The organism is Sulfitobacter sp. M368 (genome assembly GCF_025141875.1).
Classification (GTDB): Bacteria; Pseudomonadota; Alphaproteobacteria; order Rhodobacterales; family Rhodobacteraceae; genus Sulfitobacter; species Sulfitobacter mediterraneus_A.
On the sequence record NZ_CP081113.1, the window covers coordinates 1247342 to 1273201 of the forward strand.

The window sequence follows — 25860 nt, forward strand, 5'->3', positions numbered from 1 at the left end:
CCCAGAGGTTTAAGGGCAAAATGAAAAAAAGCGGCACCCAGCTTTATCTGGCCGGAAAACCTCCGGCGGGAGCGCCGCGCAGCGGCGGTGGTGGCTGGCCCCCTTTGCACCTTCGATTGCGTCAAAGGTGCCCTTGCGGCGGATGCGCGGACAGGCGACACTTGGCGTCACTCTTTTTTGGCGGATGGGCCTGACCTATGCAGCTTTTTAGCCTTTCCCAAACCGGCAGCGCCGTTCTGACGCTCGCGGTTGTGGTGATCATGTTTATCCTGTTTCTGCGTGAAACCCTTCCGACGGAGGTCGTCGCGCTGACCGGTGCCGCGAGCCTTCTGGCGATGGGGGTCTTGCCCTATGAGGACGCGCGGGCGGTGCTGTCCAACCCGGCGCCCTGGACCATTGCGGCAATGTTCATCGTCATGGGGGCGTTGGTGCGTACCGGGGCTTTGGATGTCCTGACCCGTCTGGCCGAGCGATACGCCCGCAGCAATCCGCGTTTGGCGGTGGTGGGGGTGATCTTGTCGGTGATGGGGGCCTCTGCGATCATGAACAACACGCCGGTGGTGGTGGTGATGATCCCGGTTGTTGTACAGCTCAGCAAAACCTTGGGCACCAAGGCGTCCAAGCTTTTGATTCCGCTGAGCTATGCGGCGATCATGGGCGGCTCTCTGACGCTGCTTGGCACCTCCACCAACCTGCTGGTTGACGGGGTCGCGCGGGCGCAGGGGATGGAGCCGTTTGGCATTTTCGAGATCATGCCAATTGGTCTTGTCGTCTGTGCCTGGGGCTTGATCTACATGTCCACCATCGGGCGCAAATTGCTGCCGGATCGCGACAGCATGGCCAATATGCTGTCGGACCGGTCCAAGATGAAATTCTTCACGGAGGCGGTGATCCCGCCCGAAAGCAACCTGATCGGCCGCGAAGTGCTGGACGTGCAGTTGTTCAAGCGCGAGGGCGTGCGCCTGATCGATGTTGTGCGCGGCGACACCTCCTTGCGGCGCAACCTTCAGGGGGTGGCACTTCAGGTCGGGGACCGTGTGGTCTTGCGCACCCAGATGACCGAACTGTTGAGCCTTCAGGCCAATAAGGAGCTGAAGCGTGTGGATCAGCTGTCCGCGGTCGAGACCACCACAGTCGAGGTTCTCATCACACCCGGTTGCCGGATGGTGGGGCGAACCTTGGGCAGTATGCGGCTCCGGCGGCGTTATGGCGTCTACCCTCTGGCGGTGCATCGCCGAAACCAGAACATCGGGCGGCAACTTGATGATTTGATCGTCAAGGTGGGCGATACCCTGCTGCTGGAAGGCGCAGCGGAGGATATTCAGCGGCTGGCGGCGGATATGGATATGGTCGATGTCAGCCAGCCGTCGGCGCGGGCCTATCGGCGCGGCCATGCGCCAATTGCAATTGCTGCATTGATCGGGATCGTGACCCTAGCGGCCCTGAATGTTGCGCCGATCTTGTTGCTGGCTGTGTTGGCGGTGGCCTTGGTTCTGGTCACCGGCTGCATCGACGCCGAAGAGGCGTTTTCCTTTGTGGACGGGCGTTTATTGGCGTTGATCTTTTCCATGCTTGCGGTGGGGGCAGGCCTGCAAAACTCCGGCGCCATCTCGCTTTTGGTGGATAATATCGCACCCGTGCTCAGCACGCTGCCGCTGACCGTGGTGATTTTCTGCGTGTTCCTGTTGACCACTATCTTGACCGAGATCGTGTCGAACAACGCGGTGGCAGTGATCATGACACCGATTGCCATCAGCCTTGCCGCGGCGCTGGGCATTGACGCGCGGCCCTTGGTTGTGGCGGTGATGATTGCGGCTTCTTGTGCGTTTGCCACGCCAATTGGCTACCAGACCAATACGCTGGTCTATGGGCCGGGGGGCTATCGGTTCACCGACTTTATGCGCATTGGTATCCCGTTGAACCTGTCGATGTCACTGTTGGCCAGCGCGGTGATACCGCTGTTCTGGTAGGGCGCTGTCGGGTTAGCGGTTGCGGAACCATGCGACGAACGGCAATGCCACCAGATACATCGTGATCCCATACACGGCGGAGGGCAGCGCCATGGTGCTGAAACCTTCGGACTGGCCCGAGATGATCGCGGCAAGGGTGATGCCCAATGTGGCGTTCTGAATGCCGGTTTCAATGGAGATGGTCTTGCGCGCTTGCCATGCCAACCCGGCAAGTGCGGCCAGCGCCAGACCCAGCGCCATTAGAACCACGTTCAACGTGATCAAAGCGGGTCCGAGCCGGGGCAGGTTTTCGACAAAAAGCGCCCAGTTTCCGGCCAAAGCGGCGACGACAATCAGGACAAACAGGACTGTGGCCAGCAAGGACAGGCCGCCATCAATCCGGTCTGCAAAGCTCGGCGCAACGTGCCGGATGGCAACGCCAATGCCCACGGGCAGGGTGGTGATCAGGAACATCGCAAAGGCCAGCGTGGTCACGGATACATCCGGCGCGGCATCGCCCATGAAATGCTGCACCGCCCAGGCCGCCAGAACCGGCACCGTCAGGATCGACAACAAGGACACGACAGCCGTCAGGGACACCGAGAGGGCCACATCGCCGCGGGCCAGCTTGCTGACCATATTTGAGGTCACGCCGCCGGGACAGAGGGACAAGAGCATCAGGCCAACGGCCAGTTCTCCGCTCAGCCCGAAGGCCCGCACGCAGGCATAGGCGACTATGGGCAACATCACCACCTGGCTGATCGCACCGATGGAAAACGCTTTGGGCCTTTGCGCCACGCGGGCAAAATCAGCAATGCTCAGGCCGATGCCGAGGCTCAGCATGATGATCGCCAGTGACAGTGGCAGCACGACGTTGATCAGGATATCCATGGTTTTCTCCTTTGTCTCCGGCCATTAGGAACGCATCAGACTGAAAAACAAGCATTTTGGTGGTGTGAGGTCAGGACCGCGCCCGCAGCCTACAGCGGCCAGAACACCAGGATCGCCGGGATGGAGACCGCAACGATAATGATCTCAAGCGGCAGGCCCATGCGCCAATAATCCCCAAAGGAATAGCCGCCCGGCCCAAGGATCAGCGTGTTGTTTTTATGGCCGATGGGCGTGAGGAATGCTGACGACGCCGCAACCGCAACTGCCATCAAAAACGGGTCCGGCGACACCCCGAGGGTCTGCGCCATCTGGATACCGACGGGGGCTGCAACGATTGTGGTGGCGGTGTTGTTAAGCACGTCCGAGAGGGTCATCGTCACCACCATCAGAACCGTCAGCACAATCCATGGCGCCATGCCTTCGGTCAGACCGACAAGGGCGCCCGCGATCAATTCGGTGCCGCCCGATGTTTCCAAAGCAGCGCCCAGCGGGATCATCGAGCCGAGCAGCACCACAACCGGCCATTCGATATGGGTATAAAGTTCGGACAGCGGCACGATCTTGGCCAGAACATAGGCCACCACCACCAGTCCCAGCGCGATGGGCAAATAGATCAGCCCCACGCTGGCGGCGGCCACGGCGGCGGCGAACAGCCCGATGGCAAGCCAGACCTTTGAGTTTTCGGTGACGGCCAATCCGCGATCTGCAAGCGGCAGCACGCCCAGCCAATCCGTGACATGGGCGGCGGTGTCTCGGGGCACCAACAGCAGCAGGATATCCCCGGTCCGGAGCTGTGTGCCGCGCAGATGCGAGGTGATCTTGCGCCCCTGTCTTGAGATGCCCAGCAGGATCGTGCGTTGCCGCCACGCCAGCCCCACGGCCTGTGCGGTGCGCCCGTTCAGGCGGGAGTTTTCCTGCACCACAACTTCAATGATTTCAACGCCTTCTCCGCCAGCTTTCAAGCGTTCTTCGCGGTCCGTGTCGGACAGGGCCAGATCCAGCGTGCTGCGAAATTCGTCGAGGGCATCGGGGGCCGCTTCCAGCACCAAAGCATCCCCGGCATTCAGTGCGACGTTGCGGGCCTGCCCATATCGGCGCTTGCCATCACGGATCAATCCAAGGATCGCGACATCCGATTTTTCGGCGATCTCAGTCAGTTCGGCCAGACGTTTGCCGATGTGTTTGCTGCCCTCCGGCACGGTCAGTTCGGCGATGTATTGCGCCAGATCGCTTTCGCCAATGCTGGCATCATCGCGGGCAGGGATCAGCCGCCAGCCGATGAGCGCCACAAAGATCAAACCGGCAATCGCGGCGACCCCGCCCACGGGGGCAAAATCAAACATCCTGAAGGGCTCTCCCAAGGCATCCTGCCGGATCGAGGCGATGATAATGTTGGGCGGTGTTCCGATCAATGTAACCATACCGCCAAGAATCGTGGCAAAGCTGAGCGGCATCAGGCTCAGCCCCGGTTGGCGTCCGGCCTTGCGGGCGGTTTGGATGTCCACGGGCATCAGCAGCGCCAGCGCAGCCACGTTGTTCATAAAGGCCGACAGGATACCGCCCACCGCGCCCATCAGGGTGATATGTGCCCCCAAAGACCGCGAGGCATCGACCAAGGTGCGGGTGATCAACAGCACCGCGCCCGAGCGCACCAAACCGGCGGAGACCACAAGCACAAGCGCCACCACCAAAGTGGCGGGATGGCCAAACCCGTCAAAAGCGTTCTTTGTTGGCACGACGCCCAGAACCACACCGACCATCAGCGCCGAAAAGGCCACGATGTCATATCGAAACCGCCCCCAAAGCAACAGGCCAAAGACAGCGCCAAACAGGCAAAACAGGATAATCTGATCGGTACTCATCACGGCCTCACAAGGTGTTTGGCCCCATGACACCGCGCCTGATGCGCCAGCGCAAGGGGCAATCGGCAGGGGGGATTGCCCTTGGGCGGTGGGCTGCCCTATAGAGTGGCAACGCGATCATCCAAGTTATGAGGTATCCATGGCCGGCCACTCCAAATGGGCAAATATTCAACACCGCAAAGGGCGTCAGGACGCGCAGCGCTCCAAATTGTTCTCCAAACTGGCCAAGGAGATCACGGTCGCTGCCAAAATGGGCGACCCCGACCCTGAAAAGAACCCCCGTTTGCGGATGGCTGTCAAAGAGGCCAAGTCGCAGTCGGTGCCAAAGGACGTGATCGAACGCGCGATCAAGAAGTCTCAGGGCGGCGAGGGCGAGGATTACGAAGAAATCCGTTACGAGGGTTACGGTCCAAACGGCGTTGCCGTGATCGTCGAGGCGATGACAGACAACCGCAACCGCACCGCCTCTACCGTGCGCTCGACTTTTACCAAGAACGGCGGCAATCTGGGCGAGACCGGCAGCGTCGGGTTCATGTTCGACCGCAAAGGCGAAGTGACCTATCCCGCCGAAGTGGGTGACAATGACACCGTGATGATGGCCGCGATCGAGGCAGGCGCGGAAGACGTGGAAAGCTCTGAGGACGGGCATGTAATCTATTGCGCGGACACGGATCTCAATGAAGTGGCAACCGCGCTGGAAGCGGAACTGGGCGAATCTGAATCGACCAAACTGGTCTGGCGTCCAACCACCACCACGGAAATGGATCTGGAAAGCATGGAAAAGCTGATGAAGCTGGTCGATGCGCTTGAAGACGATGACGACGTGCAGCGGGTGACAACCAACTTTGAAGCCTCTGATGAGGTCATGTCGCAGCTCTGATCTGCATCCATCGGAACAGTTTTTGAAGCCGGCCCCCATGGGCCGGTTTTTTTGTGGCGGGTCTTTGCTGATCTCTGCCGGGTTTGACCCCGATCAAAGACGCCCCTCCGGCGCTGTGCGATACTTGGGGTATTGCATAGGAGGATACCATGCTCACCATCACCAAACCGTCGGACAACCGCGTTGATATCGAACTGCGCGGCTCACTGGATGCAGATATGATGCGCAAAGGTCTGGAGGATCTTTTGTCGATGTCCGAAGGGGTCTCGGGCGGCAGGATGCTTTATACGATACCGGAATTTGCCCTGCCGACGCTGGAAGCTTTGGGCGTTGAATTGACCATGCTGCCCAAGATGTTTGGCCTGCTGGGCAAATACGACAAATGTGCGGTGCTGACTGATGCGGGTTGGATTCGCACGGCGGCCGAGGTCGAGGGCGCGTTGATGCCGGGTTTGACGATCAAGGCGTTTCCGCTTGATGGCGCTGCGGCGGCGGAGGCGTGGCTGGCGGCGTAAATTGGGTGGCCAGGAAGTTGGGCTTTGGGCACTAAAAAACCGCCCCCGCAGGGGCGGTGGAAGGCCAATGGCCAGCGCTGTCTTATCCGAAGATGCGCGACATTCCGAGCCAACCACTGCCGATGCGTGCGCACGGCTTCATTGGTTCGGGGGTTTTGGCTTGGGCAATCTGGGCCAGAACGGTTTTGACTTCGTTCAGTTTTGTGCGCGCGGCGCGGCTGCCGGTGCTGGCCTGTACGTTCAGGATCTTGGACTGCGTATGCAACGCGGCCTCGATCACCTCTAATTGCGACTGGTTAAGATCCAGCTTGTTTTGAAAATCGTTCATCTGTCTTCCTTTGCTTATGAGCAGCAGATAGGTGCGGCGCCGCCATTTCGCCAGAGAGACGCAACCAAATTCACCGAATTGTGTCCGTTTTGTTGCAATCAACCTGCGGTGGGATGCAGGTGGCCGCGTGCCGCGTTCTCGATTGCGCGGGTGAGTGGCGCGAGGGCAGGCGCCATCACCCGCGCACATTGCCAATAAAGCGGCACGTCAAGCGGTGCGCTTTTGACCAACGCCACAAGGCTGCCATGGGCCAGATGTGTCCGTGCCAGTGGCTCTGGATTCATGCCCCACCCCATGCCCGCGAGGGCCGCATCGACAAATCCGTGGGTGGAGGGAAGGTGATGGCTGGGCGGGTGCAGGCGTTTGCCCGTCACCTGCGTGATCCAGCGCGATTGCAACTGGTCTTTGCTGTTGAACACCATCATCGGTGCTTGGGAGAGGCTGCCGGCATTGACCCCCTTTGCAAAATGGCTGCGCATGAATTGCGGGCTGGCCGTCGCGATGTATCGCATGGCGCCAAGCGGCAGCAGGTCACAGCCGGGCGCGGCGCGGTCATGGCCGGTGATGGCTGCACTGACCGCACCGCGGCGCAGCCAATCATCCGCGGTGTCCTGATCGTCGATCACCACGTCAAACAGCAAATCCGGCACCGCTGCCAAGGCCGGTATCATCCAGGTGGCCAATGCATCGGCCGGCACCGCAAGGCGCAGCCTTGGGCGCGGCGCAGAGGTTTGCCCAAGTGCCTGCGCCTCCAGCAAAGCGACATCTTCGGCATGTTTGGCCAGTCGGGCACCCAGCGTGGTGGCGCGGCAGGGTTGGCTGCGGTGCACCAATGTGGCGCCGACCTGTTCTTCCAGCGCCTTGAGACGTTGCGACACCGCTGATGGCGTGACCCCAAGCGCCCCTGCTGCCGCGTCAAAACTGCCAAGCCTTAGGATGGCGGATAGGGCGGCCAGGTGCGTGGGGTCGAGAGGCATCAGTTTTCCTAATTCAAGCTTAGTATCTTTAATTTGTCTAATCTGCACGGGCGCTGTAGTCAAACGCCAGACCTGCAAAAGGACCGCGCGTGTGCTGACCTCTTTTCTGCCCGGCTTTGCCCTGAGCCTGACCCTCATTCTGGCGATTGGCGCACAGAACGCCTTTGTGCTGCGGCAAGGGCTGCGCCGTGTGCATGTGTTCTGGGTTTGCCTGACCTGTGCCCTGTCGGACGCCATTTTGATCGCGGGCGGGGTTGCAGGCTTTGGCGCATTGGCAGAAGCGTGGCCGTGGTTTGAGACCGTCATGCGCTATGGCGGCGCGGCTTTCCTGATCTGGTATGGCTACCTCAATGCCCGCGCGGCGTGGCGGGGCGGCGTGGCACTTGAGGCAGACGGGCAGGGCGCGGGGTCATTGCACAAATCACTGCTGACGGTTCTGGCCCTGACGTGGCTGAACCCGCATGTCTATCTCGATACCGTTGTTTTGATCGGTTCGATCTCGGCGCAGTATCCCGACAGGCTGGCCTTTGGCATCGGTGCCACGCTCGCCAGCTTTTGTTTCTTCTTTTCGTTGGGATATGGCGCACGCCTTCTTGGCCCGCTATTTGCGATCCCGCTCAGCTGGCGCATTCTTGACGGGCTGATCGCGGCAACGATGTGGGGCATTGCGGCAAAACTATTGTTGATGTGACCTTGCCCTTTACGGCGCGTTGAGAAACTGTCGCGCCATGGTTACTGCTACACCTCAACGCCCGCTTACCGGTATTCTTTGGATGTTGGTCACGGGGCTTTTTTTCATCGCCGTCACGGCCCTGGTCAAATATATGGGCCCGCGCCTGCCTGCGGCGGAATCGGCATTTCTGCGCTATGCCATCGGGCTGGTGTTCCTGCTGCCTGCGTTGAGGGCTTTGCGGAAAACCAATCTCAGCCGGCGCCAATGGTCCTTGTTCGGGCTGCGCGGGTTTTGTCATGCGCTGGGCGTGATCTTGTGGTTCTACGCCATGACCCGCATCCCCATCGCAGAGGTCACGGCGATGAATTACCTCGCCCCGATCTATGTCACGTTGGGGGCTGCGGTGTTTCTGGGGGAAAAGCTGGCGGTGCGGCGTATCGCGGCGGTGTGTCTGGGGCTGATGGGCGCGGCAATCATCCTGCGTCCGGGATTTCGCGAGGTCAGTCTGGGCCATCTTGCGATGCTGTTTGCCGCGGTGGTTTTTGCCGGATCTTACCTTTTGGCCAAGGTGCTGGCTGATGAAGTGCGGCCTGCGGTAGTGGTGGCCATGCTGTCGATCTTTGTCACGCTGGCGCTGGCCCCTTTTGCCTTGCCGGTTTGGGTCATGCCCACATTGCGCGAGGTTTTGATTCTCACGGCGGTCGCGGTGTTTGCCACGGCGGGGCATTATACGATGACGCTGGCCTTTGCTGCCGCGCCCGTGACCGTGACCCAGCCTATCACGTTTTTGCAGCTGCTTTGGGCCACGTCCCTTGGGGTTTTGGCCTTTAACGAGCCGGTGGATATCTGGGTCATCGTAGGCGGTTTTGTCATTCTGGGGTCGGTGACATTTATCACCTGGCGCGAGGCAATGTTGAAACGGCAGATCACTCCGAATGCGAATGCGACCAAGCTCTGACTTTTCTTGATTGACGGGTCAATAAAGATCGAACTATCCTGACGCGGTAACGCCAAAGGATAGAATCCGTCATGCCAAAAGTAGGAATGCAGCCCATTCGGCGCTCGGCGCTGGTACAGGCCACAATCGCCGAGATTGGCGCGGCGCATTCGCTGGACGTCACCGTCGGGCAAATTGCCAAGCGGGCAGGCATGTCCACGGCGCTGGCACACCACTATTTTGGCGGCAAGGATCAGATCTTCCTCGCCGCGATGACCCATATCCTTGAAGAATACAAAGCGCAGGTTCTGCACCATCTGTCGCAGGCCGAAACCCCCCGCGACCGGGCGGCGGCAATTATCATCGCCAGCTTTGACGAAACCTGTTTTGCACCTGAAACGGTGTCAGCCTGGATGACGCTTTACGCCGCTTCGCGTACCAGCAGTGGCACCCAGCGGCTTTTGCGGATCTACCAGCGCCGGTTGCGGTCCAACCTGACCCATGCCCTGCGCGGCGCATCCCCCCATCCCGAAGCGGATGCAGATACGATAGCGGCCTTGATTGATGGTCTCTATCTTCGTGCGGCGCTGTCGCACTCCGGCACCGCCAAGGCGGCGCTCAAATCAGCCCTTACAACACTCGATCTCTTGCTTAAGGCACCTAGATGACACAACCAAATATTCTGATCCTGATGGTGGATCAGCTCAACGGCACATTCTTTCCCGATGGTCCGGCGGATTTCCTGCATGCGCCAAACCTCAAGGCGCTGGCGGCGCGGTCGACCCGGTTTGCCAATGCCTATACGGCCTCGCCCCTGTGTGCGCCGGGCCGGGCGGCGTTTATGTCGGGCCAATTGCCAAGCGATACCGGCGTTTATGACAACGCCGCCGAGTTCTGTTCATCGATCCCGACCTACGCGCACCACCTGCGCCGGGCGGGCTATCACACCTGCTTGTCGGGCAAGATGCACTTTGTCGGGCCAGACCAGTTGCACGGGTTCGAGGAGCGCCTGACCACCGATATCTACCCCGCCGATTTTGGCTGGACCCCCGACTACCGCAAGCCGGGGGAACGGATTGACTGGTGGTATCACAACATGGGCTCTGTCACCGGGGCCGGGGTCGCCGAGATTTCCAACCAGATGGAATATGACGATGATGTTGCCTACAACGCGGTGCGCAAGCTTTATGATCTGTCGCGCGGCGAGGACGGGCGGCCATGGTGCCTGACGGCCAGCTTTACCCACCCGCATGACCCCTATGTGGCACGTAAGAAGTACTGGGATCTTTACGAGGATTGCGAACATCTGCTGCCTGAAGTGCCCGCGATGGCCTATGAGGATCACGATCCACATTCGCAGCGCATCTTTGACGCGAACGACTGGCGCAGCTTTGACATCAAGGAAGAAGACATCCGCCGGTCCCGCCGGGCCTATTTTGCCAACATCAGCTATCTTGATGACAAGATCGGCGAGATCCTGAAAACGCTGGAAGACACGCGGCAAGAGGCGATCATCCTGTTTGTGTCCGACCATGGCGACATGCTGGGCGAGCGGGGGCTTTGGTTCAAGATGTCCTTCCTTGAGGGATCATCGCGCGTGCCCATGATGATCTCGGCCCCGCAGATGGAGCCGGGCCTGCAAACCACCGCTGTCAGCAACATCGACGTCTGCCCGACCCTATGTGAACTCGCTGGCGTCAGCATGGACGAGGTGATGGCATGGACCACCGGCCAGTCACTGGTCCCGATGGGCCAAGGGGTAGAGCGGACCGAGCCAGTGGCGATGGAATATGCCGCCGAGGCAAGCTATGCGCCGATGGTTTCGCTGCGCTATGGCAAGTGGAAATACAATCGCTGTGCGCTGGACCCAGATCAATTGTTCGATCTGGAGGCGGACCCCCATGAGCTGACCAATCTGGCGGATCACCCTGATCACCAAGGCACGTTGAATTCGCTGCGGGCCAAGGCGGATGCCCGTTGGGACCTGGAGGCCTATGACGCGGATGTGCGCAAGAGCCAGGCCCGCCGCTGGGTGGTCTATGAGGCGCTGCGCGAGGGGGGGTATTATCCATGGGATTACCAGCCGCTGCGCAAGGCGTCGGAACAATACATGCGCAATCACATGGACCTCAACGTGCTGGAAGAAAACAAACGCTTCCCGCGCGGTGAATGACCCTTCATTTGGCCCCTAAACTCCCGCCGGAGGCAGAAAGTTAACCCATGCCCTATGACACACAGCCCAAGGCCAGCCATTTCATCAATGGCGCCTACGTCGAAGACACAAGCGGCACGCCGATTGATGTAATTTACCCCGCAACCGGGGAAAAGATCGCAACGGTTTATGCCGCGACGCCTGCGATTGTTGAACAGGCAATTGAATCGGCCCGCAATGCCCAAGCGGCATGGGCCGCGATGAGCGGAACAGAGCGCGGGCGTATCCTGCGCCGGGCCGAGCAGATCATGCGCGAGCGCAATCACGATCTGAGCGTGCTGGAAACCTATGACACCGGCAAACCCTATCAGGAGACCTCGGTGGTGGATGCCACCAGCGGGGCCGATGCGCTGGAATACTTCGGCGGCATGGCGGCGACACTGACCGGCGAGCATATCCAGCTGGGCGAGAACTGGGTCTATACCCGCCGCGAAGCTTTGGGCGTTTGTGTGGGGATCGGCGCATGGAATTATCCAACGCAGATCGCCTGCTGGAAGGGTGCACCGGCGCTGGCTTGCGGCAATGCGATGATTTTCAAACCCTCCGAGACAACGCCGCTTTGTGCGCTCAAGGTGGCCGAGATCCTGCACGAAGCGGGTCTGCCGGCGGGCATCTACAATGTCGTGCAGGGCATGGGCGAGGTGGGCAGTGCATTGGTCACCGATCCGCGGGTTGATAAGGTGTCGCTGACCGGGTCTGTGCCGACGGGGCGCAAGGTCTATGCCGCTGCGGCCGAAGGCATCAAACATGTGACGATGGAACTGGGGGGCAAATCCCCGATGATCGTCTTTGATGACGCGGATATCGAGAACGCCGTTGGCGGGGCGATTTTGGGCAATTTCTATAGCTCTGGTCAGGTCTGCTCCAACGGCACGCGGGTGTTTGTGCACAAGGCGATCAAGGAAAAGTTCCTGACCCGTTTGACGGAACGTCTGGGCAATGCGGTGATTGGCGATCCGATGGACCCCGACACCAGCTTTGGTCCGATGGTGTCAGAGCGGCAGATGAATATCGCGCTGGGCTATGTCGAAAAGGGCAAGGCCGAAGGCGCGCGGTTGGTCACGGGCGGGGCGCAGATTGACCGGGACGGGTTCTATATGCAGCCGACGGTGTTTGCCGATGTGACCGATGACATGATCATCGCCCGCGAAGAGATTTTTGGCCCGGTGATGGCGGTGTTGGATTTTGAGGACGAAGATGAGGTGATGGCGCGGGCCAATGACACCGAATTTGGTCTGGCGGCGGGTGTGTTCACCAAGGATCTGACCCGTGCGCACCGCGTTGCGGCGCGGTTTGAGGCGGGCACCTGTTTCATCAACACCTATAATGACGCGCCGGTCGAGGCACCCTTTGGGGGATCCAAAAACTCCGGTGTGGGGCGCGAGAACTCCAAGGCGGCGATCGCGCATTACAGCCAGTTGAAATCGGTGTTTGTGCGCATGGATGACGTGGAGGCGCCCTTTTAGGGCGCTGCCAAAAGGAGCGCTGACGCGCGTTTCATTTTTGGCGCTTTTGGCGAGGTGAGCCCGGATCAGGATCGGTGGTTTTGTTCTGTGGCGGTTTTGAGATTTGCTGAGAGGTGCTTGCGCCACAGGTCTGTGGCTCAAGACACCGGTTCAATGATGGCGGTGCGATTCCCCGCAGCGTCAAGGACAAGCCAAGCACAGCTTGGGGCGCTTTGCGCCTCCTTGACCCTGCGCGGAATCACGAAGAGGTAGGTATGAAGGCGGAATTTGTAATTGTTGGGGCTGGCAGTGCCGGCTGTGCCATGGCGTATCGTTTGGCGATGGCGGGGCGCAAGGTGATCGTGATTGAACATGGCGGCACCGATGCGGGCCCGTTTATTCAAATGCCTGCGGCGCTCAGCTATCCGATGAATATGAAACGCTATGACTGGGGCTACCGGTCAGAGCCGGAGCCGCATTTGAACAACCGCGAACTGGCCTGCCCGCGCGGCAAGGTGATTGGCGGATCGTCCTCGATCAACGGGATGGTTTATGTGCGCGGTCATGCGATGGATTATGATCATTGGGAGGAAAGCGGCGCGCAGGGCTGGGCCTATGCGGATGTTTTGCCGTATTTCAAACGGATGGAAAGCTGGCATGACGGCGGTCATGGCGGCGATGCGGGTTGGCGCGGCACGGACGGTCCGCTGCATGTGAGCCGGGGGCCGCGCAAGAACCCGTTGTTCGAGGCTTTTGTGAAGGCCGGCGAGCAGGCCGGCTATGAGGCCACGGATGATTACAACGGGGAAAAGCAAGAGGGCTTTGGCCCGATGGAGCAGACCGTGTGGAACGGGCGGCGGTGGTCGGCGGCCAATGCCTATTTGCGGCCTGCGCAGCGCACCGGCAATGTCGAATTGATCCGCGCCTTGGCTCAGCGTGTGGTGATTGAGGATGGCCGCGCCATCGGCGTTGAGGTGCAGCGCGGGGGCAAGACCGAGGTCATCGGCGCCGAGCGTGAGGTGGTTTTGGCCGCTTCCTCGATCAATTCGCCAAAGCTGTTGATGTTGTCGGGCATTGGACCTGCCGCGCATCTGGCCGAGCATGGCATCGAGGTGGTCGCGGACCGCGCCGGTGTCGGGCAGAACCTGCAGGACCATCTGGAGCTTTATATCCAAATGGCCGCATCGCAGCCGATCACCCTGTATAAACACTGGAACGTCCTGTCCAAGGCGGTGATCGGGGCGCAGTGGCTGTTTACCAAGACCGGCATGGGCGCATCCAACCAGTTTGAAAGCGCGGCCTTTGTACGGTCCAAGGCCGGGGTGCCCTATCCGGATATCCAGTATCATTTCCTGCCCATTGCGGTACGGTACGACGGGCAGGCCGCGGCGGAGGGGCATGGGTTTCAGGCCCATACCGGGCCGATGCGGTCCAAGTCGCGGGGGGCAGTGACCCTGCGGTCCGGCAATCCGGCGGATGATCCGGTGATCCGGTTCAACTATATGTCCCATCCCGAAGATTGGGAGGATTTCCGCACCTGCATCCGTTTGACCCGCGAGATTTTTGCGCAGGATGCATTCAAGCCCTTTGTGAAACATGAAATCCAGCCCGGTGCGGAGATGCAAACGGATGCGGAGCTTGACAGTTTCATCGCAGAACATGCCGAGAGCGCCTATCACCCTTGCGGCACCTGCAAGATGGGTGCGGCGGATGATCCGATGGCGGTGGTTGATCCGCAGGCGCGGGTGATCGGGGTGGAGGGGCTGCGTGTGGCGGACAGTTCGATCTTTCCGCGCATCACCAACGGCAATCTCAATGCGCCTTCGATCATGGTGGGTGAGAAGGTTTCGGATCTGTTGCTGGGGCTTGATCCCTTGGCGCGGGCCAATGATGTGCCCTGGGTTCACCCGGAGTGGGAAACAGCGCAGCGGTGATCTGCTGCGCCATCGCCCGACAGCCGACTTCGGCATGGCTTGAGCGGCATTAACTTTTCTTAACGAAACCGCTTTCGTCGTGCGGGTGGAGCGCCCATAGTGGCGCCATGTTAACCATTTGTTTACGATTTGCGCTGTGTGCGCTTTGGCTGCTGGCACCCGCTGTGCAGGCGGCAGATATCACCGGAAAACTGCGCGTGATTGATGGCGATACGGTGGATGTCGGTCGGATCCGCGTGCGCCTATATGGCATCGACGCGCCGGAACGCGGGCAGCCGTGCACAACGCTCAGCGGGCAAAACTGGGCCTGCGGTGATTGGGTCACGCGGCAATTGCAAGATCTCTATGGTGGGCAGCCGGTGCGCTGTGTGGCCAAGGACAAAGACCGTTACGGACGCGTGGTTGCCAAGTGCTATGCCGGGGATGCGGACATTGGGGCGCGGCTGGTGCAGGATGGTCTGGCTTTCGCCTACCGCAAATATGCGATGGATTATGACCTGGATGAAAAGGCGGCCCTGGTTGCCAAGCGCGGAATTCACGGGTTCACGATGCAATCGCCTGCACGCTATCGCCTGACCCGGATCGAGGGGCGCGACGCGCAAGATCCAAACTGTACGATCAAGGGCAATATCTCGGTCAAGGGCAAACGGATCTACCACATGCCGGGGCAAAAGTTTTATGACCGCACCGGCATTCAGCCCGCCAAGGGCGAGCGGTGGTTCTGTTCCGAAGCGCAGGCGCGAGCCTCCGGGTGGCGGCCCGCACGGCGCTGATCATTCCACCTGATAAGGCAGGACATCGCGGCGGTTCGGATCGACCACCAGGCGCCGTTCAAGGGGCGGAACAGCCCGTTGATGGCAGCCTTTGCGTTCGCAAATCCTGCAGGAAATCCCGATGGGTTCAAAGGCGCTGTCGCGGCTGGTGTCCATGCCATCGGCGTAGACCAGCGCATCGGCATGGCCCACTTCGCACCCAAGCGCGATGGCGTAACGGCGTACAGGGGCGCCAAAGCGGCCGCCCGGTTTGGTGATGTCGCGGGCCAGCGAGATATAGCGGACGCCGTCCGGGGTTTCGGCCAGCTGGCGCAGGAAATGCCCCGGCGTTTCAAAGGCGCGATGCACGTTCCACAGCGGGCAGGCCCCGCCGAAACGGGCAAATTGCAGGCGTGTGGCAGAGTGGCGTTTGGTGATGGTGCCCGCCTGATCCACCCGCACGAAAAAGAACGGGATACCCTTGGCACCGGGACGCTGCAGGGTGGAAAGCCGGTGCGCCACCTGTTCGATGGAGGCGCCGAAATGTCCGGCGAGCACCTCAAGATCGTGGCGGCAGGTTTGGGCCTTCTCATGGAATTGGCCGTAGGGCATCAGTGCGGCCCCGGCGAAATAATTGGCCAGCCCGATCTTGGCGATCTCCCGCGCCCCTGTGGAATGAAAACGGGCCAGATCGAGGGTCGCCTCAAGCAGGGGCTCCTGTCGTGTCAGGGCAACTTGCAGCAGCATTTGAAAGGTTTGGGTCTCTGGTGCGGCGCGGGCCGACAAGGTCAGCGCCTTTTGCGCAGGGTCGTATTGGCGCAGGCGGTCGGCATCGGCAAAGCTGACGCTGACCCCGGCATTGGCAAGGGATGAGGCGGCAGCGACGCGCATATTGTTATGACCGCCTTCGCGGCTGGCGAAATGTTCGGCGGCGCGGTCAACCGCGTCGATGTAGTTGTCGCAATAGTGGAAGAAATCGCGCACCTCTTCCCATGGTGAGGGGGAGGCGCTGGCATCGCCACGGCCCAAAGCCTCATCCAGAGAGGCGAGGCGCTCGTGGGTCTGCCGGTAGCTTTGGTGCAGTTCAAGAAAGGCCCGCGCCAGGCCCGGCGCATTGGAGGCTGTGAGGCGCAGATCGGCCAGCGGGGGCATGTTGCCGCCAAAGACCGGATCGGCCAGCGCCTCACGCATGTCACTGACCAGGCGTTCACCGTCACCGGTGCTGAGCTCGCTCACGTCCATGCCGAACTCTGTCACCAAAGACAGGACCACGGTTGTGCTGACCGGTCGGTTGTTGTTTTCCATCTGGTTGAGGTAAGGCAGGGACACGCCAAGCCGCCCGGCAAAGTCTTTCTGGGTCAGCCCGACGCGCGTGCGCAATTCGCGCAGCTTGGCTCCGGCATAGAGTTTTTGATTGGCCATGACGCCACCCTTTGCAACTTTGCAGTTTGGGATAGCCTAGCTTTGCAAACTCCCTGCGGCAAGGTGCGGTGAAAAGGTTAACGTTATGCTAATCCGAGCGCTTTTTCACGGCGGATCACCGATGCGATGGAGATCACCCCAGCAATGGCGGTCAGCAGCATGAGCCAAAGCAGTGGATAGGCGCCGGTTTCAGGGGTGAGCAGGGCGCCTGCCAGCACCGCAAGGCCAGAGCCGCCGCCGATCATGATCGCGCCGCCAAGGCCGGAGGCCGTACCTGCCAGATGCGGGCGCACAGACAGCATGCCTGCCGCAGCATTGGGGATGCACAGCCCGTTGCCAAGGCCCACAAGGGTCATCAGGCCAAAGAAGGTTTCGGCCGTGCCATACCCGCTGAGAAAGATCAGCAAGGATACTGCGCCGCCCAGGGCATTGGCAATACAACCCCAGAGCACCATGGCGTTGACGCCGAATTTGACAGCATAAAGACCGGTGAGGAAATTGCCCGCGAAATAGCCGATCGCGGGGGCGCCAAAGTAGATGCCAAGCCAGAACGGGTTGAGGCCAAAGACCGTGCTGCCCACAAAAGGCGCGCCGCCAAGATAGGCGTAGAACGCCCCAGAACAAAATCCGGAAGCCATCGCATAACCCCAGAACCGCCGCGCTCTGAGCAGTTCGGGATATTCACGGAACTGTCCGAGCAAGGTCTTGCCGGAGTGGCGGGCGGTTTCGCCCATGTCGGCCCAGACAATCAGCAGGATTATCCCGCCGAGAACCGCCATCAACCAAAACGTGACGGTCCAGTCAAAGACCTGTTCAATCGCACCGCCGATGGCGGGGCTGATCATCGGTACGAGGGCAACCCCCATGGTGACATAGCCCATCATGGAGGCGGATTGATCCTGTGAATACAGATCGCGGATCACGGCCCTGCTGAGGACCATTGCCGTGGCAATGATGGCTTGGCCTATGCGAAAGATCAGGAAAACGGTGGCGTTGGGGGCGTAGATACAGCCCAATGTCGCCCCGATGAAGAGGATCAATCCACCCATCATCACCTTGCGGCGGCCCAGATTGTCGGAGATCGGGCCGATGAAGAGTTGCAGGATGCCGCTGCAAAACAGAAAGAGCGGGACCGAAAGCTGCATCACCGCGTAATCCGTGCCAAAATGTTCTGCCATTTGGGGAAGGCTGGGCAGGAAGATGTTCATCACCATCGCAGACAGGCCCGCAAGCAGGATCAACGTAGAGATATGCGGTGGGGTGGTCCGATCCAGAAACCGGATAACGGGAGGGGCATTCATGCAAATGCAAGTATTCCGATGTCGGGTCAATGTCCAGAGAGGGCGGGATCATTTGCAATTTTGCAATTAGCTGGTGAAGCTGTGGAAATACTTTGCAAATATTCACAAATCCACTTTGGTTGCCGTCCCCGCTTGGATAAGATGCGCCAAACTTATGCAGGGGTTCATCATGAAAGATATTCTGGAACAGCTTGAAGAGCGCCGCGAAACCGCGCGCCTTGGCGGGGGTCAAAAACGCATTGATGCGCAACACGGGCGCGGCAAACTGACAGCGCGGGAACGGGTTGAATTATTGCTCGACGAGGGCAGCTTTGAAGAGTTTGACATGTTTGTCACTCATCGCTGTACCGATTTTGGCATGGAGAAACAAAAGCCTGCGGGCGATGGTGTGGTAACCGGCTGGGGCACGATCAATGGCCGTCTGGTCTATGTCTTCAGTCAGGATTTCACGGTCTTTGGTGGATCGCTTTCGGAAACCCACGCGCAGAAAATTTGCAAAATTCAGGATATGGCGATCCAGAATGGTGCCCCGGTGATCGGCATCAACGATTCTGGCGGGGCGCGCATTCAGGAAGGCGTGGCCTCGCTGGCCGGATATGCCGAAGTGTTTCAGCGCAATATCGAAGCCTCCGGCGTGATCCCGCAGATCAGCGTGATCATGGGGCCATGTGCGGGCGGTGCGGTATACTCCCCCGCCATGACCGACTTCATCTTTATGGTCAAAGACACCTCCTACATGTTCGTGACCGGCCCTGACGTGGTCAAGACCGTGACCAACGAGGTGGTGACCGCCGAAGAACTGGGCGGGGCGACAACCCACACCCGTAAATCCTCGGTCGCGGATGCGGCGTTTGAAAACGATGTGGAAGCCTTGGCAGAGGTGCGGCGCTTGGTCGATTTCCTGCCGGCCAATAACACCCAGATGCCGCCGGTGCGCCCGTTCTTTGATGAGCCGGACCGGATTGAGGCCTCCCTTGATACCCTGGTTCCGGCCAATCCGAACACGCCCTACGACATGAAAGAGCTGATTCATAAGCTGGCCGATGAGGGCGATTTTTACGAAATTCAGGAAGATTTCGCCAAGAACATCATCACCGGTTTCGTCCGTCTTGAGGGGCGCACCGTGGGTGTGGTTGCGAACCAGCCGATGGTTCTGGCGGGCTGTCTGGACATTGACAGCTCTCGCAAGGCGGCGCGGTTTGTGCGGTTCTGTGATGCCTTCGAAATCCCGCTGCTGACGCTGGTGGATGTGCCCGGCTTTCTGCCCGGCACCAGTCAGGAATATGGCGGCGTGATCAAACATGGGGCCAAGCTGCTGTTTGCCTATGGCGAGGCGACCGTGCCGATGGTGACGGTGATCACCCGCAAAGCCTATGGCGGGGCTTATGACGTGATGGCGTCCAAGCATCTGCGGTCCGATTTCAACTATGCCTGGCCCACGGCCGAGGTGGCCGTGATGGGGGCCAAGGGCGCGACGGAAATTATTCATCGTCAGGATCTGGGTGATGCGGAAAAGATCGCGCAGCACACAAAGGATTATGAAGACCGGTTCGCCAATCCCTTTGTCGCCGCAGAGCGCGGGTTCATCGACGAAGTGATCCAGCCGCGCACCACGCGCAAACGGATCGCGCGGGCCTTTGCATCCTTGCGGAACAAGAAGGTCAACCGGCCTTGGAAAAAGCACGACAACATTCCGCTATGACCCAAAGCGCTGGCCCTGACATCCTGTTCTTTCCGCCGCTGCTATCTGTGGTGGTGCCTGCCGCTGCGATTGCAGCGGAATGGGCGGTTCCGCTTGGCCTTTTGCCATCAGCGGGCACCGGGTGGAGCATTGTGGCAGGGCTGGTGATGATGCTGGGCGCAGGGGCGTTGGCGGCAGGTGGCACGCGGGCGTTTCGGCAAGCTGGCACCCATGTCGATCCACGGCAGTCGGCGCTGCATCTTGTGCAGGACGGGCCGTACCGGTTTACCCGGAACCCGATGTATCTGGGGATGGTGATCCTGCAACTTGGCCTTGGTTTGGTGTTCTCGCTGGATTGGGCCGTGTTGGGGGCGGTGATCCTTTGGGCTTGCCTGCATTGGGGGGTGGTGCTGCGCGAGGAAACCTATCTGAGCCAGAAATTTGGCGCGCCTTACGATGAATACCTGACCCAAACGCGGAGATGGTTATGACCCTTTTCAAAAACCAAGCCTTCACCATCGCCCATGCGGATGATGGCAAGTTCGAAGGTGCCGGTTTGCGGCCGTTTTTTGAGTATCGCGATCTGGGCATCAAGGATGCGACCAAAGGCGGCTACGGCGCCCATGTGATCCGCGCGGTTCCGGGGATGGAAAGCCCCGGTGCATGGCATTCCCATGAACTGGATTTCCAAATGGTCTATGTCACCCAAGGCTGGGTGGTGTTCGAATATGAGGGGCAGGGGGAGCATCTGCTGCGGGCCGGATCTTGCGTGTTGCAGCCGCCGGGGATCAAGCATCGCGAGGTGCGGCATTCGGACGATATGGAGCTGATCGAGATCATCTCGCCCGCCGATTTCGCCACACAGGAGGAAGAGGCGCCATGATCCGTCTGGCCTTTGCGCTTTTGCTGGCGGCGACGCCGGTCTGGTCCTTCGAGGTGCCATCGGGACAGCCTGTAGACCTTCAGGAGGTGCTGATTGACGATCTGGGCGATGAGGTCTGGCTGCGGTTCAGGTTCGTTGCGCCGAAGATCTCCCGCGATGACGCGATGGCGGAGGCCAACGCGCAGGACATGTTGCATCTGTGTGAGGAAACTGCGTTGTCGTATATCTCGGATTTTGAACTGTCCGGCGATGTGATCGTGGTCTCGCTGGCCGACCGGCCCACCGAATTTGGCGTTGCCGATCCTGATGCAACACAGTTTTTCGAAGCGTTTCGCGCAGAAAATGGCTCCTGTATTTGGGAGGGTTTCTGATGCAACCACAACATGTAGGGGGCGGTTTGCCACAGACACGAATGAATGAGGCTTTGGCGTCACAAGTCCGCCGATTGACGGCGGAACCATATCAATCGGAAAGCGTTTTGCTTATTCTGCGGCCAAGGAATACCCATGTATCCCTTACCTCAGAACCGGGGCGTGCGAGGCATCTAGCAGTGCAGCGCCTCATCAACAATGACAGGAGACATAGATGTCAAAGAGCATCAAACTGTTGGCAACGCTCGGCTTTGTTGCCGTTGTTGCCGCATGCACAAGCGGCCAGACCGAAGAAGAATTCGTGGTTGTCGACCCAGAGCCCATCTCGGTTGAGCCCACATACACAGGCAAATACAAGTAAGTCTGTTACAAGGCAGGCGACCCCGCCTGCCTTGATCCCCACCACCCTTTGTCAGGAGGGTGTGTGATGCCTGCCTATATGTTGAAACATCGCGGGTTTCCGGGCCGTTTGCCCGGCACTGACTTTCAATTCACCATTCGTCGCCCCAATCCCAAGGGCGTCACGCCGATCACCCGGCGCGAGCGTCGCCCGGATCGCCGCCCGCCGGACCGCCGTGCCGATGCTGCCTTTATGAAGGCATTGTGGGAAGCCTTTGGCGATCAGCCGTTTGAGCGCGGCAATCTGGACGCGGGACGTCTGTCGTGGCTGTTTGGCCGCGAGGTCTTGCCTGCGACCGATCCTTTTGATCCGGCAGATTACGAGGCGCTGTTGGTCATCGACGAGGCCATCGCCCGCGCGGCCTTTCCAGAAGCGTTTGAAGGCTAATCGGCATGTTTGCGCCACTCCTCCCCGCATTTGCGCGATCCTCAGCCGATTTCTCGGCGCGGGGCGTTATGGGCTTGGCCCTTGGGGCGGATTTGGACAGGGTCGGACCTGCAGGCGGCGCGCTCAAAGAACATGCGCCGTTTGCACATCAAGACCAAACCCCTTCCCCTTATGGGCAGCGCAGCGTCCCCCCGATTGTGCTGCCCGTTTTTTCCCGCAGGCGGCGCGGTCTGGATGGTCAGGCACAGGATCGGCCCGGCAGCGCGGAACCAAAGGGCGCCTGCTGCGTTGTTCCTGCATATAAAAGCAGTGAAGGAACAGGCAGATGTCCATCAAACATATCATTCTCAGCCTTGCGGCCTGCGGCGGTTTGGCCGCTTGCGGTGACACGCTTGGCGAACAGGCACTTGGCGGCGCGGCCATTGGCGCGGGCGCTGCGGCGATCACCAGTGGCAGCCTTGCCCAAGGCGCGGCCATCGGGGCTGCGGGCAACATCGCCTATTGCCAGCTCAACCCTGGCAAGTGCAACTGATCACCCTCTAATCATTGCCAAAACGGCAGGCCGCAAGATCCGGCCCGCATGTTTGGCACCCGCCTATTTGAACCCTGCGCAGCCTTCGCTGCGACAGGGTTTTTGTGTTTTCCTCAAGACCCAGAAGGATATCCCATGTTCAAGAAAATCCTGATCGCCAATCGGGGCGAGATTGCCTGCCGCGTTATCAAGACCGCCCGTAAGATGGGCATCACCACTGTCGCGATTTATTCGGACGCGGATGCGCAGGCGCTGCATGTGCAGATGGCGGATGAGGCCGTGCATATCGGCCCGCCCCCGGCAAACCAGTCCTACATCGTCATCGACAAGGTGATGGAGGCGGTCAAATCGTCCGGGGCCGAGGCCGTGCATCCCGGCTATGGCTTCCTGTCCGAGAACAGCAAGTTCGCCGAGGCGCTGTCGGACGCTGGCGTGGCCTTTGTCGGCCCGCCCGTGGGGGCGATTGAAAAGATGGGTGACAAGATCACCTCCAAGAAAATCGCGCAGGAGGCGGGGGTCTCCACCGTTCCGGGTTACATGGGGCTGATCGAGGATGCGGATGAAGCGGTCAAGATTTCCAATGAAATCGGTTATCCGGTGATGCTCAAGGCCTCTGCCGGGGGCGGCGGCAAGGGCATGCGGATTGCCTGGAATGACGAAGAGGCCCGCGAGGGGTTCCAGTCGTCCAAGAACGAGGCGGCCAATTCCTTTGGCGATGACCGGATCTTTATCGAAAAGTTCGTCACCCAGCCGCGCCATATCGAAATTCAGGTGCTCTGCGACAGCCATGGAAATGGTATCTATCTGGGTGAGCGGGAATGTTCGATCCAGCGCCGCAACCAGAAGGTTGTCGAAGAGGCACCTTCGCCTTTCCTCGATGAGGTGACCCGCAAGGCCATGGGCGAACAGGCGGTCGCACTGGCGCTTGCGGTTGATTACACCTCTGCCGGGACGGTGGAATTCATCGTGGATGGCGACAAGAACTTTTACTTCCTTGAGATGAACACCCGCTTGCAGGTGGAACACCCTGTGACCGAGTTGATCACCGGTGTTGATCTGGTCGAAGAGATGATCCGCGTGGCCAATGGCGAGAAGCTGTCGATCAAACAATCGGATGTGAAGCTGAACGGCTGGGCGATTGAGAACCGTCTTTACGCCGAAGATCCCTATCGGGGGTTTTTGCCCTCCATTGGCCGTTTGACACGCTATCGCCCGCCACAGGAAATCGCGGCCGGGCCACTTCTGGACAACGGCAAGTGGCAGGATGATGCCCCGTCAGGGGCAACGGCCGTGCGCAATGACACCGGCGTCTATGAGGGCGGCGAGATTTCCATGTACTACGATCCGATGATCGCCAAGCTGTGCACATGGGCCCCGACCCGCGCCGAGGCGATTGAGCAGATGCGCGTGGCGCTGGACAGTTTTGAGGTCGAGGGGATTGGTCACAACCTGCCGTTCCTGTCGGCGGTGATGGATCACCCGATCTTTATCAACGGGGATATGACAACGGCCTTTATCGCCGAGGAATATCCTGATGGGTTTGAGGGGGTTGAACTGCCCGAGGGCGAATTGCGCCGGATTGCGGCGGCGACCTCTGCCATGCACCGCGTGGCCGAGATCCGCCGGGCGCGGGTGTCGGGCCGGATGGACAACCACGAACGCAAGGTCGGCACTGATTGGAACGTCGCCATTCAGGGGCAGTCCTTTGATGTGACCATCGAGGCCGATCAGGACGGCGCGACCGTGAACTTTGCCGATGGCGAAGCGCTGCGCGTGAGCGGCGATTGGACGCCGGGCGATCAACTGGCGACCATGACCGTGGCAGATGCACCGCTGATCCTGAAGGTTGGCAAGATCTCTGGCGGTTTCCGTGTGCGCACCCGGGGCGCGGACCTGCGCGTGCATGTGCGCACCCCCCGTCAGGCCGAACTGGCCCTGATGATGCCGGAAAAGGTCGCGCCGGATACGTCCAAGATGCTGCTCTGCCCGATGCCGGGTCTGGTGGTCAAACTGGAGGCCGCTGTGGGCGACGAGGTGCAGGAAGGTCAGGCGCTTTGCACCATTGAGGCGATGAAGATGGAAAACATCCTGCGCGCCGAGAAAAAAGGTGTGGTGTCCAAGATCAACGCCAGCGCCGGCGACAGCCTTGCGGTGGACGACGTGATCATGGAGTTCGAATGATCCGATGACTGATGCGGTGCTGTCACTTCCCTGGCTTTTGGCGATTGGCGCAGTGTTCTGCGCCGGTCTGCTGTTGCTGTGGAAAGAGGCCCGCACCGCAGGTCTGATCATCGCGCAGTTCTTTTTGACGATTGGTCTGCCGGTCGTCGTGATCCTCGGCGCTTTAGTCTGGGCGGCTCTGCCCTTCCTGGGCCAGTTGGAGACCGGTATCCAGCAAGCGATGATCGCGGGTCTGGTGATTGCGGTGGGCTGGCTGACCACGGCAATTTTTGCCGAACTGGCCAAATCGCGCGGGCGTGCGGAGCGGCTGCGGGATTATCACAAGGCGCTTTATGCAGAGATCGGCAATACGCTGGAATCGCTTTGGGTGGTGGGGGAAACGGAGGCCTATGTCGCCGCCTTGACCGAACGTATGGAAAAAGAGGCGGATTATGTGCCCTTTATCCCGCGTGAGCATCACGATCATGTCTATGACGCGGTGATCGCGGAGATTGACGTGCTGCCGCGCCAGACGATTGATGCGATTGTCGCCTACTACAGTCTGATCAAATCGGTTTCGGCTCTTGCCGAGGATATGCGCGGCGAGACGTTCAAGACACTGGACCCACCACGCCGCACTGCAATGTATTCAGACTATGTAGGCATGCGTAAACAGGCGTATTTATTCGGAAAATATGCCCTACGATTGATCAAGGCCTATTCCGTCGGCGGGGCCAGAGCGGCCCAGCAGATTATCAATAGCCAGGGCGCGGACCTGTCCGCCACGTCACAGGGATCGGTGTGAACGGTATGTTGGGATCTTTGTCCATATCAGACCTTCGCGTTGTTCCTGCCTTTAACATAGGCGCCAGAGCACCGCTGATCAAGGATCACGGCCTCTCGGGGCGCATGGTGTCTTTCTCTTCGCGGATCTCGCGTTGGCGGATGGGCATTTTGTCTATGCTGCGGCTGATTTCCCGTACGTCCCATGGAAATGGCTTGCGCAGTTTGATGCCGCCGTCCTTGCCCACAAGCACCAGCATAAAGCCGCGGGGCCGCATCTTGAGCCGCAGCGCCGAGCGAGCAGCGGGGTCGGTGTCGGTCAAAACGACGACATCCCGTTCGATCAGCGCGTCCGTGCGGGCCTCCAAAAGTTCCATCTGTTCGATAAAGGCAGGATCGTTCTCGCTGTCGGCAAAGACCACAACGGGGCGCTTTTTCCAGTGGAATTCGCTTAAATCGGCCATATCTGCGGTGCGAAACACGGTATCTGCGGCAGGTGGCGCATCGGTGTCCGCACTCAGTGCGGTGGCAAAAAATCCAGCAATAACAAGCGGTATAAGCGGTTTCATAAAGGCTCCTGTTGAA

At 59.9% G+C, this 25860-nt stretch carries 26 protein-coding genes; 19 read left to right on the forward strand and 7 right to left on the reverse strand.

The genetic code is table 11. From position 1 onward, the window contains the following. Window positions 1-197 precede the first annotated feature (197 nt). The gene (locus K3754_RS06290; RefSeq protein ID WP_203211833.1) at window positions 198-1970 is read left to right on the forward strand and encodes an SLC13 family permease; all 1773 of its coding nucleotides are present in this window, start codon (window positions 198-200) and stop codon (window positions 1968-1970) included. Window positions 1971-1982: 12 nt separating this feature from the next. On the opposite strand, the gene K3754_RS06295 is transcribed toward K3754_RS06290, so the two are convergent. Both K3754_RS06295 and K3754_RS06300 read right to left on the reverse strand, forming a co-directional pair. Next, entirely contained in the window at window positions 1983-2840 is an 858-nt protein-coding gene (locus K3754_RS06295) for a bile acid:sodium symporter family protein (RefSeq protein WP_259942039.1), read from the reverse strand. Window positions 2841-2929: 89 nt separating this feature from the next. After that, window positions 2930-4702 (reverse strand): SLC13 family permease, encoded by a 1773-nt coding sequence (locus K3754_RS06300; RefSeq protein WP_259942041.1) that lies wholly within the window; start codon window positions 4700-4702, stop codon window positions 2930-2932. A 139-nt stretch (window positions 4703-4841) separates the two neighbouring features. Here K3754_RS06300 and K3754_RS06305 point away from each other — a divergent pair, with 139 nt between their 5' ends. Then, entirely contained in the window at window positions 4842-5582 is a 741-nt protein-coding gene (locus K3754_RS06305) for a YebC/PmpR family DNA-binding transcriptional regulator (RefSeq protein ID WP_203211830.1), read from the forward strand. A 149-nt stretch (window positions 5583-5731) separates the two neighbouring features. Continuing rightward, window positions 5732-6097 (forward strand): STAS/SEC14 domain-containing protein, encoded by a 366-nt coding sequence (locus K3754_RS06310; protein ID WP_203211829.1) that lies wholly within the window; start codon window positions 5732-5734, stop codon window positions 6095-6097. An 82-nt stretch (window positions 6098-6179) separates the two neighbouring features. On the opposite strand, the gene K3754_RS06315 is transcribed toward K3754_RS06310, so the two are convergent. Both K3754_RS06315 and K3754_RS06320 read right to left on the reverse strand, forming a co-directional pair. Then, on the reverse strand, window positions 6180-6425 hold the full coding sequence (locus K3754_RS06315) for a hypothetical protein (protein ID WP_203212181.1): 246 nt from the start codon (window positions 6423-6425) through the stop codon (window positions 6180-6182). 98 nt (window positions 6426-6523) lie between these two features. Then, window positions 6524-7402 carry a LysR family transcriptional regulator ArgP gene (locus K3754_RS06320; RefSeq protein WP_259942046.1) on the reverse strand — a complete coding sequence of 293 codons (879 nt, stop codon included), beginning with the start codon at window positions 7400-7402 and terminating at the stop codon, window positions 6524-6526. Between the two features lie 91 nt (window positions 7403-7493). On the opposite strand from K3754_RS06320, the gene K3754_RS06325 reads away from it, so the two are divergent. The 7 genes from K3754_RS06325 (at window position 7494) to K3754_RS06355 (ending at window position 15376) form a co-directional block, all read left to right on the forward strand. Then, entirely contained in the window at window positions 7494-8093 is a 600-nt protein-coding gene (locus K3754_RS06325; protein ID WP_409202369.1) for a LysE/ArgO family amino acid transporter, read from the forward strand. A gap of 37 nt (window positions 8094-8130) precedes the next feature. Then, the gene (locus tag K3754_RS06330) at window positions 8131-9033 is read left to right on the forward strand and encodes a DMT family transporter (protein WP_259942048.1); all 903 of its coding nucleotides are present in this window, start codon (window positions 8131-8133) and stop codon (window positions 9031-9033) included. 71 nt (window positions 9034-9104) lie between these two features. After that, window positions 9105-9680 carry a choline-responsive transcriptional repressor BetI gene (gene betI, locus K3754_RS06335; protein ID WP_259942051.1) on the forward strand — a complete coding sequence of 192 codons (576 nt, stop codon included), beginning with the start codon at window positions 9105-9107 and terminating at the stop codon, window positions 9678-9680. Then, entirely contained in the window at window positions 9677-11185 is a 1509-nt protein-coding gene (gene betC / locus K3754_RS06340) for a choline-sulfatase (protein WP_259942053.1), read from the forward strand. Before betI ends, betC begins: the two co-directional genes overlap by 4 nt. A gap of 47 nt (window positions 11186-11232) precedes the next feature. Further along, entirely contained in the window at window positions 11233-12690 is a 1458-nt protein-coding gene (gene betB / locus K3754_RS06345; protein ID WP_259942055.1) for a betaine-aldehyde dehydrogenase, read from the forward strand. Between the two features lie 254 nt (window positions 12691-12944). Next, window positions 12945-14603, forward strand: coding sequence for a choline dehydrogenase (betA, locus tag K3754_RS06350; RefSeq protein WP_259942057.1), 1659 nt, complete (start codon window positions 12945-12947; stop codon window positions 14601-14603). 107 nt (window positions 14604-14710) lie between these two features. Then, window positions 14711-15376, forward strand: coding sequence for a thermonuclease family protein (locus tag K3754_RS06355; RefSeq protein WP_259942059.1), 666 nt, complete (start codon window positions 14711-14713; stop codon window positions 15374-15376). On the opposite strand, the gene K3754_RS06360 is transcribed toward K3754_RS06355, so the two are convergent. Beyond that, window positions 15377-16777: a short-chain fatty acyl-CoA regulator family protein gene (locus K3754_RS06360; protein WP_259942062.1), complete on the reverse strand. Its 1401-nt coding sequence runs from the start codon at window positions 16775-16777 to the stop codon at window positions 15377-15379. An 83-nt stretch (window positions 16778-16860) separates the two neighbouring features. Beyond that, window positions 16861-18078 carry a multidrug effflux MFS transporter gene (locus K3754_RS06365; protein WP_259942064.1) on the reverse strand — a complete coding sequence of 406 codons (1218 nt, stop codon included), beginning with the start codon at window positions 18076-18078 and terminating at the stop codon, window positions 16861-16863. Between the two features lie 169 nt (window positions 18079-18247). On the opposite strand from K3754_RS06365, the gene K3754_RS06370 reads away from it, so the two are divergent. The 9 genes from K3754_RS06370 to K3754_RS06410 all read left to right on the forward strand — a co-directional run bounded on the left by K3754_RS06370 (window position 18248) and on the right by K3754_RS06410 (window position 25297). Next, window positions 18248-19780 (forward strand): acyl-CoA carboxylase subunit beta, encoded by a 1533-nt coding sequence (locus K3754_RS06370; protein WP_203211819.1) that lies wholly within the window; start codon window positions 18248-18250, stop codon window positions 19778-19780. Then, on the forward strand, window positions 19777-20250 hold the full coding sequence (locus K3754_RS06375) for an isoprenylcysteine carboxylmethyltransferase family protein (RefSeq protein ID WP_259942068.1): 474 nt from the start codon (window positions 19777-19779) through the stop codon (window positions 20248-20250). The genes K3754_RS06370 and K3754_RS06375 overlap by 4 nt, the downstream gene beginning before the upstream one ends. Continuing rightward, window positions 20247-20642 (forward strand): cupin domain-containing protein, encoded by a 396-nt coding sequence (locus K3754_RS06380; protein ID WP_203211817.1) that lies wholly within the window; start codon window positions 20247-20249, stop codon window positions 20640-20642. The genes K3754_RS06375 and K3754_RS06380 overlap by 4 nt, the downstream gene beginning before the upstream one ends. Beyond that, window positions 20639-21013: a DUF6497 family protein gene (locus K3754_RS06385; protein ID WP_259942071.1), complete on the forward strand. Its 375-nt coding sequence runs from the start codon at window positions 20639-20641 to the stop codon at window positions 21011-21013. Before K3754_RS06380 ends, K3754_RS06385 begins: the two co-directional genes overlap by 4 nt. A 214-nt stretch (window positions 21014-21227) precedes the next feature. Beyond that, window positions 21228-21374, forward strand: coding sequence for a hypothetical protein (locus K3754_RS06390; RefSeq protein WP_162933395.1), 147 nt, complete (start codon window positions 21228-21230; stop codon window positions 21372-21374). Window positions 21375-21452: 78 nt separating this feature from the next. Further along, complete coding sequence (locus tag K3754_RS06395) at window positions 21453-21800, forward strand: hypothetical protein (protein ID WP_203212179.1); 348 nt, start codon at window positions 21453-21455, stop codon at window positions 21798-21800. A 325-nt stretch (window positions 21801-22125) separates the two neighbouring features. Then, window positions 22126-22332 (forward strand): hypothetical protein, encoded by a 207-nt coding sequence (locus K3754_RS06400; protein ID WP_025047728.1) that lies wholly within the window; start codon window positions 22126-22128, stop codon window positions 22330-22332. 135 nt (window positions 22333-22467) lie between these two features. Then, entirely contained in the window at window positions 22468-24513 is a 2046-nt protein-coding gene (locus K3754_RS06405; RefSeq protein WP_259942077.1) for an acetyl/propionyl/methylcrotonyl-CoA carboxylase subunit alpha, read from the forward strand. Window positions 24514-24517: 4 nt separating this feature from the next. Then, entirely contained in the window at window positions 24518-25297 is a 780-nt protein-coding gene (locus tag K3754_RS06410) for a hypothetical protein (RefSeq protein ID WP_203211814.1), read from the forward strand. An 85-nt stretch (window positions 25298-25382) separates the two neighbouring features. Here the strand turns inward: K3754_RS06410 and K3754_RS06415 are convergent, their stop codons facing one another. Continuing rightward, window positions 25383-25844 carry a DUF4174 domain-containing protein gene (locus K3754_RS06415; protein ID WP_203211813.1) on the reverse strand — a complete coding sequence of 154 codons (462 nt, stop codon included), beginning with the start codon at window positions 25842-25844 and terminating at the stop codon, window positions 25383-25385. Window positions 25845-25860 lie beyond the last annotated feature (16 nt).